Origin of the sequence: Frankia nepalensis (assembly GCF_016786325.1) — a bacterium.
In the GTDB taxonomy this organism is placed as follows: Bacteria; Actinomycetota; Actinomycetes; order Frankiales; family Frankiaceae; genus Pseudofrankia; species Pseudofrankia nepalensis.
On the sequence record NZ_JADWYU010000092.1, the window covers coordinates 1 to 11,646 of the forward strand.

General features: G+C 74.0%; 9 protein-coding genes. 2 read left to right on the plus strand and 7 right to left on the minus strand.

The features are described from left to right. Nucleotides 1–87: 87 nt before the first annotated feature. From I6A81_RS06710 to I6A81_RS06725, 4 genes are all read right to left on the minus strand, one after another. A complete protein-coding gene (locus I6A81_RS06710) occupies nt 88–1,434 on the minus strand; it encodes a UDP-glucose dehydrogenase family protein (RefSeq protein WP_407661266.1) in 1,347 nt (448 codons plus the stop codon). 110 nt (nt 1,435–1,544) lie between these two features. Next, nucleotides 1,545–2,630: a UDP-glucose 4-epimerase GalE gene (galE, locus tag I6A81_RS06715; protein WP_285222960.1), complete on the minus strand. Its 1,086-nt coding sequence runs from the start codon at nt 2,628–2,630 to the stop codon at nt 1,545–1,547. A 101-nt stretch (nt 2,631–2,731) separates the two neighbouring features. Further along, nucleotides 2,732–4,714: a glycosyltransferase family 2 protein gene (locus I6A81_RS06720; protein WP_307874509.1), complete on the minus strand. Its 1,983-nt coding sequence runs from the start codon at nt 4,712–4,714 to the stop codon at nt 2,732–2,734. Between the two features lie 36 nt (nt 4,715–4,750). Then, nucleotides 4,751–5,710: a UDP-glucuronic acid decarboxylase family protein gene (locus I6A81_RS06725; RefSeq protein WP_203006313.1), complete on the minus strand. Its 960-nt coding sequence runs from the start codon at nt 5,708–5,710 to the stop codon at nt 4,751–4,753. A 511-nt stretch (nt 5,711–6,221) separates the two neighbouring features. On the opposite strand from I6A81_RS06725, the gene I6A81_RS06730 reads away from it, so the two are divergent. Further along, a complete protein-coding gene (locus I6A81_RS06730; RefSeq protein ID WP_238438443.1) occupies nt 6,222–7,643 on the plus strand; it encodes a winged helix-turn-helix domain-containing protein in 1,422 nt (473 codons plus the stop codon). A gap of 65 nt (nt 7,644–7,708) precedes the next feature. Here I6A81_RS06730 and I6A81_RS06735 read toward each other — a convergent pair whose 3' ends face one another. Beyond that, entirely contained in the window at nt 7,709–8,251 is a 543-nt protein-coding gene (locus tag I6A81_RS06735; RefSeq protein ID WP_203010125.1) for an LppP/LprE family lipoprotein, read from the minus strand. 397 nt (nt 8,252–8,648) lie between these two features. On the opposite strand from I6A81_RS06735, the gene I6A81_RS06740 reads away from it, so the two are divergent. Next, nucleotides 8,649–9,476 (plus strand): sucrase ferredoxin, encoded by an 828-nt coding sequence (locus I6A81_RS06740; protein WP_238430927.1) that lies wholly within the window; start codon nt 8,649–8,651, stop codon nt 9,474–9,476. A 48-nt stretch (nt 9,477–9,524) separates the two neighbouring features. Here I6A81_RS06740 and I6A81_RS06745 read toward each other — a convergent pair whose 3' ends face one another. Together I6A81_RS06745 and I6A81_RS06750 are read right to left on the minus strand one after the other, a co-directional pair. After that, nucleotides 9,525–10,412, minus strand: a complete 888-nt coding sequence (locus tag I6A81_RS06745) for an aldo/keto reductase (RefSeq protein ID WP_203007355.1) — start codon at nt 10,410–10,412, stop codon at nt 9,525–9,527. Beyond that, nucleotides 10,334–11,590: a cupin domain-containing protein gene (locus I6A81_RS06750; protein ID WP_238430926.1), complete on the minus strand. Its 1,257-nt coding sequence runs from the start codon at nt 11,588–11,590 to the stop codon at nt 10,334–10,336. Before I6A81_RS06750 ends, I6A81_RS06745 begins: the two co-directional genes overlap by 79 nt. Nucleotides 11,591–11,646 lie beyond the last annotated feature (56 nt).

Sequence of the window (11,646 nt, forward strand, 5' to 3'; positions counted from 1 at the left end):
GGCCCACATCCACCCGGGGGGGCGCCCCCACCGCCGCGCCCCCCCCCCGGGCAAGGGCGGCGGGCGGCCGGGTTGGGCGCGGACCGGTCAGGCCTGGGCGGCCGAGAACGCCGCTCGGGCCCGCCGCGGGGTGGGCCGCCGGCGCCGGGCCGCCGGGACGGCGGCGGCCGGCATCGCTGGGCGGCCGGGCGCCAGGTAGGTCCAGCCCGCCAGGCGCCAGCGGGCCGGGTCCAGGGCGTGCCGGGCGTCGACCACGGTCTGGCCGGCGGCGACGCCCCCGAGCGCCGCCGGGTCGAGCTCGGCGAACTCGGCCCACTCGGTCAGCAGGACGGTGACCTCCGACCCGGTGACGGCCGCCGTGACCGACGGCGCGTAACTCAGCTCGGGCCGGGCCTTTCGGGCGTTGTCCATGGCCATCGGGTCGTACACCGTCACCGCGGCGCCCTCGGACGCGAGCAGCCCGGCGACCGCGAGCGCCGGCGAGTCCCGCACGTCGTCGGAGTTGGGCTTGAACGAGGCGCCGAGGACGGCGACCCGCCGGCCGGCCAGCGACCCGCCCACGGCGGCGCGGGCCAGCTCCACCACCCGCTCGCGGCGCCGGAGGTTGATCTCGTCGACCTCGCGCAGGAACGTCAGGCTGTGCCCGACGCCGAGCTCGTCGGCGCGCGCCAGGAACGCCCGGATGTCCTTGGGCAGGCAGCCGCCGCCGAAGCCGACGCCGGGGCGCAGGAACTTCCCGCCGATCCGGTCGTCGAGCGACAGGGCGCGCGCGAGCGTCGTCACGTCCGCGTCGACGGACTCACAGACCTCGGCCATCGCGTTGATGTAGGAGATCTTGGTGGCCAGGAACGAGTTCGCGGCGACCTTGACCAGCTCGGCGGTCGCGAAGTCGGCCACGATCACCGGAGTGTCCTGGCGGCTGGTGATCGGCGCGTAGACGGCGCGCAGGGTGTCCTCGGCGCTCGCGGAGGCGACGCCGAAGACCAGCCGGTCGGGGCGCAGCGTGTCGTCGACCGCGAAGCCCTCGCGCAGGAACTCGGGGTTCCAGGCGAGCTCGACGCCCTCGGCCGGCGCCTCGGCCGTGAGCCGCGCGGCCAGCGCCGCCGCGGTGCCCACCGGCACCGTCGACTTGCCGACCACCAGGCAGCGCCGGCGCAGGTGCGGCGCCAGCGCGCTCACCGCGCCGTGCAGGTAGGAGAGATCCGCGCCCTGCCCGCCGGGCTGCTGCGGCGTGCCGACGCACAGGAAGTGCACGTCGCCGAACGCGGCGACCTGCTCGAACGAGGTGGTGAACCGCAGCCGGCCGGCGGCGAGGTTCGACCGCAGCAGCTCGTCGAGCCCCGGCTCGAAGAACGGGACCTCGCCCCGGGCCAGCCGGTCGATCTTCGCCGCGTCGACGTCGACCGCCAGCACCTCGAAGCCCAGCTCGGCCATGCAGACCGCGTGCGTCGCGCCCAGGTAGCCGGTGCCGATCACGGTCAGCCGCGGCCGGGCACCCGCCCCGCCCTCGTTCGTCTCCGGACCGAAACCCTGTGCGGTGTTCCTCACCTGTCGTCCCCATCTCCGCGGTCGTCGCGCTGGTTGTCGTTGTCGTTGGTGCTGGTCGTGGCGCCGGCCGGGCCGTCGGCGTACCCGTTCGGGTTGCGGCGCTGGAAGTTCCAGGCGTCGCGGCACATCTCGGCCACGTCGTGGGTCGCCTTCCAGCCGAGGAGCTCGCGCGCGAGCGACGGGTCGGCCACGAGCTCGGCGACGTCGCCGGGGCGGCGGGCCACCACCCGCGCCGGCAGCTCGCGCCCGCACGCCGCGGCGAAGGCGTCGAGCAGCTCCCGTACCGAGGTTCCCCGGCCGGTGCCAAGGTTGATCACCCGGTGGCCGGGCGCCTCGCCGAGCGCGTCGAGCGCCAGCCGGTGGCCCTCGGCGATGTCGACGACGTGGATGTAGTCGCGGATCCCGGTGCCGTCCGGCGTCGGGTAGTCGTCGCCGAAGACGGACAGCTCCGCCCGCCGGCCCACCGCCACCTGGGCGATGTAGGGCAGCACGTTGTTCGGGACGCCACGCGGGTCCTCGCCGAGCAGGCCCGACGGGTGCGCGCCGGCGGGGTTGAAGTACCGCAGCGACGTGACGTGCCAGTCCGGGTACCGGTGGCAGACGTCGGCCAGGATCTGCTCGCACATCCACTTCGTGCGGGCGTACGGGTTGGTCGGCCGGGCCGGGGCGTCCTCCCGGATCGGCACCGAGGCGGCGTCGCCGTAGATCGAGCAGGACGAGGAGAAGACCAGCCGGTTCACCCCGTGCCCGAGCATCGTCTCGACCAGGCCCAGCGTCGCGTTGACGTTGGTGTCGTAGTAGTCGAGCGGGATCTCGACCGACTCGCCGACGGCCTTCTTCGCGGCGAAGTGGATGACGGCGTCCACCGGGCAGTGGCGCAGCGCGGCGGCCAGCGCCGCGCGGTCGCGCAGGTCCAGCTCGACGAACTCGAACGATCCGCCTCCGGCCGCGAGCGCGCGGATCCGGTCGACGGCGCCGGGCGAGCTGTTCGCGAAGTTGTCGACGCCGACGACGTGATGGCCGGCGGCCATCAGCTCGACGGCGGTGTGCGAGCCGATGAACCCGGCGGCGCCGGTCACCAGGACCGTCTCGCGTCGCGGGTGGGCGGGCCGGCCCTGGCCGGCCTCGCCGCGGCCGGGCCCGCCGGCCTCGCCGCGGATCTCTGGTTCGCTTCGTCGTTCGCTCACCGGGAGACTCCCCTCAGCAGGTCGAGCGGGTTGACGTGGGTGGCGTCGAAGGCCTGCCAGGTGCTGGCGGTCGCGACCGCGCACAGCGCGGCCAGCAGCGCGACGACGAGCAGGGGGACGGCGATCGTCCCGGTGAGCGCGCCGGCGCGCGCGCCGGTCGCGCGCCGCGTCTCGACGGCGTGCATCCCGGCCACCGCGCCGATCACCGCCAGGTAGGCCAGCCCGCCGAGCAGGCTGAGCACCACGTAGCCGAGCGAGTGGTGGGCCCGCGACCCGTACAGCGCCGCGCCGAACGCGATCAGGCACACGGCGATATAGGGCACGAGCAGCCTGGTCGGCAGCTTCTCGACGCCACGGGCACCCTTCGGGGTGACCTTGAAGGTCACCGGCTTCGGGCGCACCTTCTGAATCAGCGCGGCGATGCAGCCCCAGCCGACGTATGGCCACCGGACCATCGCGAACAGCCAGTTCTCCCAGCCGACGAGCTTCGCGCCCACCGGGCGGAACAGTCGCTGCCGGCGCAGGTACGCGTTCATCCCCAGCAGCACCGCCGAGGCGAGCACCCATAGCAGCAGGAAGCGCAGATAGCTCACGTTCACCCAGCGCAGCCCGGTGAAGCAGGCGATCGGTGCCAGCAGCAGGCCGGCGGCCGTGGTCAGCGCCAGCAACGGGTAATAGCTGAGCGAGAACAGGAACCGGGCTCGCAGCAGCATCGGCAGCTGGCGGACATGCCGCCAGAAGGTGCCTGTGAAGAGCACCATCAGGCTGCGCGACCACTGGAACTCCTGGGTGAGCGCCGCGGCGAAGGTGTCCGGGCCGTCGCCGTGCGCCTCGGCGTCGAGCGCGAAGGCGCCCTCCCAGCCGGCCGTGCACAGCAGGTACGTGGTGGAGAAGTCCTCCGCCAGCTCCGGGCCGATCCCGCCGATGTCGCGCAGCGCCGTCGTGCGGACCGCGTAGTGCGAGCCGAAGCAGACCGGCGCGAGCCAGCCGTTCGAGCCGACCTGCACCGGGCCGTGCAGGTTCGCCTCCCGGAACAGCCGGCCGCGGGCCGCCCACGAGTCGGCCGCGTTCGCGTCGCACACGCTGGGCGCGGCCACATAGCCGATCTTCGGGTCGGCGAACGGGCGGACCATGTGGGCCAGGTAGTCCTGGGCCGGGACGTGGTCGGCGTCGAGCTGAGCGACCACGTCGTAGCGGTCGTAGCCCCAGTGGTCGTAGAAGAAGGCGAGGTTGCCTTCCTTGCACTTCGTCCGCCGGGGCCAGGTGGCGCGGTGGTAGTCGGCGTGCCCGTGACGGGTGGCGACTCCCACCCCGTGGCGCGCGCACCAGGCGTAGGTCTCGTCGTCCGGGTCCTCGTCACAGATCCAGACGTCGTACGGGTGCGGGTAGTCCTGCGCGAGCATTCCGGACAACGTGGCCCGCACGACCTCCCAGGGCTCCGACGGAGCCTTGGTGACCACGAAGGCGACCCGGAAGTCGCGCACCGGCAGCCGGGGGTTGACCCGGCGCAGCCGCAGCGAGGTCAGCACGAAATAGACCGGCAGGTAGCACAGGTAGGCCAGCAGCGCGGTGTTCAGCGCGAAGCCCGCCGGCGTGACCAGGTGGCCCGGGTCGAACCACCAGGCCCAGAACACCACCAGCGCGCCCAGCCAGCCGCCGACGAACAGCAGCCGGCGCAGCCGGTCGGCCCGGCCGAACATCGGCACGAAGGTCGAGAGGCTCCTCGCGTCGGAGGCGGGGCGCCGCTCGCGCGCCGTCCCCGGCCGCGGCCGCGGCGACGGCAGCGGCGGCGGCGGCGGTACGGACACCTTCGCGCCGTTGCGCGGGAGCGGAACGCCCGGCGTGGCCGGAGCGGGCGGCGCGGCCGACCCGTCGGCCGCCAGCGGGTCGACGACGTCGGTGCCCCTCATCCGCGCGTTCGTGAAGCCGAGGCCCGCGACGCCGAGCCTGGTGAGGTCGCGGTCAGCCAGTGCCTTCACCGCCTCCGGCCGGGTGGCGAGCCGCCTCGCGCCCCATCAGGCGGCCCGTCGCTGGCCCGCGCCGACCGACTGGTCGGAGAACCACTCGATGGTCCTGGCCAGGCCGTCGTCCACGGCGACCTTCGGCGTCCAGCCGAGCCGCTGGTGGGCGAGGGTGATGTCCGGCTGGCGCACCGTCGGGTCGTCTACCGGTCGCGGGATGAACGTGATCGGGGCGTCCGAGCCACACAGCCGGCGGACCAGCCGCGCGGTGTCGAGAATCGACAGCTCGTGCGGGTTGCCGATGTTCACGGGGCCGGGCAGGTCCGACCACAGCAGCCGCACGATTCCCTCGATCAGGTCGTCGACGTAGCACACCGAGCGGGTCTGCGAGCCGTCGCCGGCGACGGTGATGCCCTCGCCGCGCAGCGCCTGGGAGATGAAAGTCGGGATCGCCCGGCCGTCGTCGGCGCGCATGCGCGGGCCGTACGTGTTGAAGATCCGCACGATGCCGGTGTCGACGCCCCGGGAGTTCCGGTAGGCCATCGTCAGCGCCTCGGCGTACCGCTTGGCCTCGTCGTACATGCTGCGCGGGCCGACCGGGTTGACGTTGCCCCAGTAGGACTCCGGCTGGGGGTGCACCTTCGGGTCGCCGTACGCCTCGGAGGTCGAGGCCAGCAGGAACCGCGCGCCCTTGGCCCTGGCCAGGCCGAGGGCGTTGTGGGTGCCGGCGGAGCCGACCAGCAGCGTCTCGACCGGGAGCCGGTAGTAGTCCACGGGGGACGCGGGCGAGGCGAAGTGCAGCACCGCGTCGACGGGGCCCGGAACGTGCAGGTACTCGGTGACGTCCCGGTTGACCAGGCGGAAGCGCGGGCTGGCGAGCAGATGTTCGACGTTCTCCGGCCGGCCCGTGACGAAGTTGTCGACGCAGACCACCTCCACGCCGTCGGCGAGCAGCCGCTCGCACAGGTGGCTGCCGAGGAATCCTGCTCCGCCAGTGATCGCGACGCGCGTCATCGCGTCCCCTCTCCGTGTAGGACCCCGCCGAGCCGGCGGCCGCGCGTTCTTGGCGCGCGGCGGCCGGGCGATGACCGGTCCGCGTGGGTGTGCGGGCTGGCGCGAGGTCTCGGGACTTGGCCGTGGGACATCCCTGGTCCCGGGCCTGATCGGTTACCCTCCGGCGACGGACGGGTCCGAGGAAGGCGGGCCGAAGTCGACCGGCGCGCCTGGGTGAGACGCCGTCCGGCCACGGCGGTGTGGTCCGGACGACGGGGGCAGCGAGGTGACCAGCGGCGGCCACGGTGCCGCCCGCGCCGACCAACTCGGCCTCGTAACCGAGAGTACCGACGTTGATAGCTGTCTGTGATCGAATGGCGAGTGGTGGGGAGTGACGCGGGTCTCAGCCCACCGCCGCTCTCCCGATGCGTCGCGGGCTGGCTCGCCCGCGTGAGGACCGTCGCCGTCCGTGACCCCCTGGCCGCGCACGCGCCACCCGGGACGTGTCGGAGGGGCGCCGTAATGTGCGGCCATGACGGTGTCCGAGATGTCCGGGCCGATCGCCCGGCGGCCGGTCGAGCGGCTGACGGCCGCGCAGGCGCGGCGGCTGGCGCTCTCGGTCCAGGGGTTCGCGCGCGGCCGGCCCGCCGGGCCGGCCGCCTCGGCGCGGGGCGCCGACCGGCGGCGGCTGAGGTGGCTGTTCGAACGGGTCGGCGTGCTGCAGATCGACTCGGTGAACGTGCTCAGCCGGTCGCACTACCTGCCCGGCTGGTCGCGGCTGGGTGCGTACTCACGGGCGGCGCTGGACGACTACGTCCACCGCGATCGGCACGCCTACGAGTACTGGGCGCATGAGGCCTCGTTCGTGCCGGTCGGCTGGGAGCCACTGCTGCGCTGGCGAGCCGAGGCGGCACTGGCGGGGGAGGGGATGTGGCGCGGGCTCGCGCGGTTCGGCCGGGAACGGGCGGACTACGTGGCCAGGGCGCTCGCCGAGGTCGCCGCGAACGGTCCGGTGACGGCCTCCCAGCTGGCCGACGCCGGCGCGGGGAGAGGGGCCTGGTGGGGCTGGACGGATGGGAAACGGGCCCTGGAGTTCCTGCTGTGGAGCGGCCAGGTGTGCGCCGCCGGGCGGCGATCCACGTTCGAACGCCTCTACGACCTGCCGGAACGGGTACTTCCCGCCGCGGTGCGCGCCGTGCCGACGCCCGACCCGGCGGCGGCGCATCGCGCGCTGCTCGCGCATGCCGCCGACCGCCTCGGGGTGGCGCTCGCGGCCGACCTGCGCGACTACTTCCGGCTGTCGGCCGCGGCGGCCCGGCCGCGGCTCGCGGAGCTGGTCGAGGCGGGCGAACTGCTCGAGGTGACGGTGGCGGGCTGGCCGGCCCCGGCCTACCTGCGCCCGGGGCTGGCCATCCCGCGCCGGGTGGACGCGGCCGCCCTGCTGTCCCCGTTCGACTCGCTGATCTGGGAGCGCTCCCGGACGCGGCGGCTGTTCGGCATGGAGGTGAAGCTGGAGGTCTACACGCCCGCCCAGGAGCGCCGCCACGGCTACTACGTGCTGCCCTTCCTGCTCGGCGACCGGCTGGTCGCGCGGGTCGACCTCAAGGCCGACCGGGCCGCCGGCGTGCTCCGGGTGCCGGCCGCCTGGCTGGAGCCCGCCGAGAACCAGCCCGACGCCCGCGATCTGGCGGTGGCCAGGACGCTCCCGACGCGGGGCGAGGTCGCGGCCGCGCTGGCCGCCGAGCTCGTGGGCCTGTCCGCCTGGCTCGGCCTCGGGCCGGTCGAGGTGGCGCCGCGCGGCACGCTCGCGGCCGAGCTCGCCCGGGCGCTCACCGCCCGGGCCGTCCCGGGCCCGGCGCCCGCGCCCGACCCGGCGCCCGCGCCCGACCCGGCGAGCGTTCGCGTGCCGGAGCCGGCCGCCGGCGTGCCGGCGCGGGCCGCTGACCCGACGTGAGCCACGGCCTGGCATGGGCTGGTCGGGGTTCTCGCCCACCGGCCGTGGCGGCGCGGCCGAGCCGGTTACCGCCGGCTCGCCGGCGCGTCCCAGCTGGTGGACGGTAGCGGGTCCAGCGACGCGACCGTGGCGCCGGTCCAGCGGAAGCGGACCGTCGCGGCACCGGCGGTCGGGCAGCACATCGGGTCGCTCGGCCGGTACAGCTGGTACTGCAGGGCGACCGTGTCGTCGGTCGACCAGATCCAGCCGATGGTCGCGCTCGGCTCGGCGGCGTCCGTCCCGACGAAACGGCCGTCATGGAAGAAGAACGCCCGCTGGGGATGCCCGTCGGCCGAGGTGGCGAGCATGCCGACGATCACGCTCAGCGCGCGGTCCGGGTCGTAGCCGGAGGTGTCGGCCGGCGTGTAGCCGCGCGCCCGGACGGCCGCGGCCGCCTCGGCCGTGCTCAGGCCGCCGGCGGGGGCCGGCGCCGGCGCGGGCGCGGCGGCCGTCGGCGCCGGCGCGGCGACGGCCGCCTCGGCGCCGTAGATGGGGGCGCCGATGAGCAGCCCGCCGAGCGCCAGGCCGGCCACGAGCCGGCGGGCGCGGGTCAGAGAGCACCGGTACATCCTCGATGGATAACCCTGGGTAGCCGACCGCACACCTCAAACCGGCGACTGGTCCCTCGTTCGGGGGCGGTCGGGCCCGGCTCGCTGATCGCGTGGCCGTCGCCCGTGCCGGCCTGGACGGGCTTCTCGTGCACCGGCCGGCCGTACGCGGTACGTTTAAGTTAACCTAACCTGAGCGGCTGGTCTCGGGCGATGACCCGGATCAGTAACTCTGAGTCAGCGTGCTGCGCCTGCCAGCCTAGCCCGGAGGTACCCGATGACCTGGCGTCTACCCCCGCCGCGGACGACGTCGACCGACGGCGCCACGCCGACCCGACGCCCCGCCACGGTCGCGCCGCGGCCAGGGCACATCGTTGAACGAACGATAAAATCCGATCGTACTGTCGTGCGGTGTGGCATGCAGTCCCGCTCGGCCGCCGAGGAGCTCAGGGGGGTGATCCCCGACCTCCAGGCGCTGGCGCTCATGCCGGTCCCGGCGCCCTGGCCCGAGGACGTCGACCCGGGGACGGCCGCGGCCGTCGGCCTTCCGCCGCTGTCGCGGGCCAAGACGCTGTACTACCGCCCCTACCCGGGGCGTCCCACTGACGACGCGCCGTTCTTCTGGGACGTGACCAGCCGGGCGATTCACCGGCAGAACGCCGACGGCGCCTGGGCTCCCACCGAGCCGACGGCGGCCCCGCAGTTCATCGGCGTCTGCATCCACGGCCGCAAGGACGTGTGCTGCGGCACGCGCGGCGGGGCGTTCATGCGCCGCGTCCAGAAGCTCGCCCCAGGGGCACCCGTCTACGGCGTCAGCCATCTGGGCGGGGATCGTTTCTCGGTGAACGCGGTCGTGCTTCCCAGCGGATACCTGCTGGGCCGCGTGGACGACCTCGACGACGAGGCGCTGCTGGACCTCCTCGAGACAGGGCTCCTCCCGCTCTCCCATGTGCGCGGCCGGCTCGGGTCGACCCCCGCCGAGGCCGTGGCGGAGATCTGGTACCGGGAGCGGTTCGCCCGGCGCGACCCCGGCGGAATGCCCACGGTCAAGGCCGTCAGCCCGGTGGAACAGGCACCCGATCGGCACGAGGTCCTGGTCACCGACGCGAACCGGCGTTTCCGGCTCGACCTCGGCCGCGAGCAGCAGGGGGACACCCCCATCCACTACACCTGCGCGGCCGACCGCCCCAGCCCGGTCTACCGCTGGGACGTCAGGCTGCTCGACGAGGCCACCGGCTCGTCCTGACGGCGTCTCGGCTCGTCAGGAGGCCAGGTTCATCAGGGGAATCGCTCGTCAGGTGGCGTGGGCCGGCCGCGGCGGCCGCCCGAGGAGATCCCGGTACTGGTCGACCCGGGCCGGGTCCACCGGCAGCCGGACGGCGTCGAGCAGCCGGTCCAGGTGGCCGGGGTCGTTCGCGCTGACGGCGACGCGGGTGACCGGTGGCAGTTCGTACGCGAGCCGGAAGGCGGCCTGGAAGGTGTCCACGCCGGCCGGCGGCGGGCTGCCGAGCAGCGGCGTGAGGCGGAGCTTCTCCCAGAAGGGCGGCCGGGTGTCGCCGCCGAACGGGCTCATTCCCCAGCGGTCGGCGGCGTCCACGCGCAGCAGCCCGGCGATCTCGTCGGTGGCCGCCAGCACCCCGGGGCTCACCAGCACGCCGCTTCGGTGCATCAGCCGCGCCGGCCGGGGCGCCGCTCCGGTCGCGCCGACGGCGCTCAGCGCCAGGGCGAGCGGCCGGGCGTCCCAGGTCGAGACGCCCCAGGCACGGGTCGTGCCCGCCCGGGCCTCCTCGTCCATCGTGGCCGCGGCGGCGAGGAAGAGGTCGCGGCCACGGTCGAGACCGGCCTCGCGGACCGCCCGCTCGGGGTTGTGCAGGAAGACGAGATCGGGCACCCGGCCCAGCGTGTCCGCGGTCAGCCGCAGCGCGTCGCGCAGCCTGGCGGGCTCCAACGAGTGCTCCGCGGGGCCTCCCGGCGCCGGGAAGAACCCCACCTTGGTCGAGAGGTAAAACTCGCCGAGAAGGTCGGGAGCGAGTTGGGCCAGCCGCTCGTGCGACGAGAAGTTGGCATAGTTGAAAGCCGTGTCCAGATCCCGGACGCCCCGTTCTAGGGCAGCCTCCAGGATGCTTCTGGCGTGACGAGTCCGGTGTAGGCCGAGGACAACTCGTCGGTCAGGCCGATGCATATTCCCTCCCGGACGAGGACGCGCGCCAGCGGCCTGATATCGGTTCCGTGCTCGGCGCTCGCCTTCTCCAGGTCCACCGGGCGGCCACTCAGCAGGAGGGCCAGCGCCGGTTCGGCCTTTTCCCGCACCGTGATCTTCTTTCCGCCGCCGTAGACGACGAGGTTCGCGCCGTCGCGCTCGACGTCGGGCGCGAACTCGGTGACGCAGACGACGGCGTCCGGTCCGGCCACTGACGGTAGCGCGGGCGCGTGCCGCGCGGGCGGGCGCGACCGTTCCCGGTTGGTGAGAAACAATTCCGGCGGGCGTGACCGCAGCAGCTCCGCGGCGGCTTCGGCGAGCCGCGCGCGTTCGGTTTCCCGTTCTTCGGCGGAATCGGCGCGGGTGAGATCCCGCCGGAAGATCTCCAGTTCGCGCGCCTGGTCGGCCACCCACGCCAGCCAGTCGACACCGGTCCTTTTGACGAACCCGAAGGTGAGGTGCAGGCTCAGCGGCCCGGGGCGGTCCGCGTGGCTCGCCTGGTGCCAGTACCCGCGCGGGACGTGCAGGACGTCGCCCGGCGTCAGGACGCCACGCCAGACCGCCTCCTCGCTGGGGACGGTGTTCGGCGCCGCGTCGCGGTACATCGGGAACGGCCGGGAGCTGCCGCGGACGTCCCAGGTCTTCTCGCCGGCGAGCTGCACGACGATCACGTCGTGGTCGTCCCAGTGGAGCGGGAAGCCGCTGGCCGGGCCGGTCGTCAGGTAGGCGTTCACCTGGACCACCTCGCGTGACCACCAGCGCAGCGCGCGGGTGGCGACCTCCAGGGCGGGGTCGAACGTCTCGACCGCGTCGAGGACGAGGGTCACGCCGGCGTCGAGCAGGCCGCCCAGCGCCTCGGCGTCGACTAGGCGGATGTCCTGGCGCCGCCGGTTCGTCTGCGTGCGGAGGTACTCGCCGGGATTCAGTTCGCGCCCGTCCTGGAAAAGACGCAGCTGCGGGGGCTCCAGACGCCGCCGCATGACGATGTCCAGGAGCCTGGAAGGCGTCATGATTTTTTCGCGTGGGAAGGATTCTTCCAGTCGTCCCAGCGCGAAGGACTTACCCAGCGCGGTGGCGTCCGGCCAGCCGAGCGCGCGCTCGACTCCTTGGACCAGAAGATGCTCCGTCGCGAGCGACTTTACGTCGGCTGGTGATGTCAAGGTCGTCGGAGCGTCGCGCCCGGCCGCCGTCCGCTTCTTTTCTCGGAAAAGGTCAG

Coding starts and splice junctions, on each gene's coding strand:
- I6A81_RS06710 (WP_407661266.1), bottom strand. CDS start 1,434: ATGGCCGAGCTGGGCTTCGAGGTGCTGGCGGTCGACGTCGACGCGGCG.
- I6A81_RS06725 (WP_203006313.1), bottom strand. CDS start 5,710: ATGACGCGCGTCGCGATCACTGGCGGAGCAGGATTCCTCGGCAGCCAC.
- I6A81_RS06735 (WP_203010125.1), bottom strand. CDS start 8,251: ATGTACCGGTGCTCTCTGACCCGCGCCCGCCGGCTCGTGGCCGGCCTG.
- I6A81_RS06745 (WP_203007355.1), bottom strand. CDS start 10,412: ATGCATCGGCCTGACCGACGAGTTGTCCTCGGCCTACACCGGACTCGT.
- I6A81_RS06730 (WP_238438443.1), top strand. CDS start 6,222: ATGACGGTGTCCGAGATGTCCGGGCCGATCGCCCGGCGGCCGGTCGAG.
- I6A81_RS06740 (WP_238430927.1), top strand. CDS start 8,649: ATGCAGTCCCGCTCGGCCGCCGAGGAGCTCAGGGGGGTGATCCCCGAC.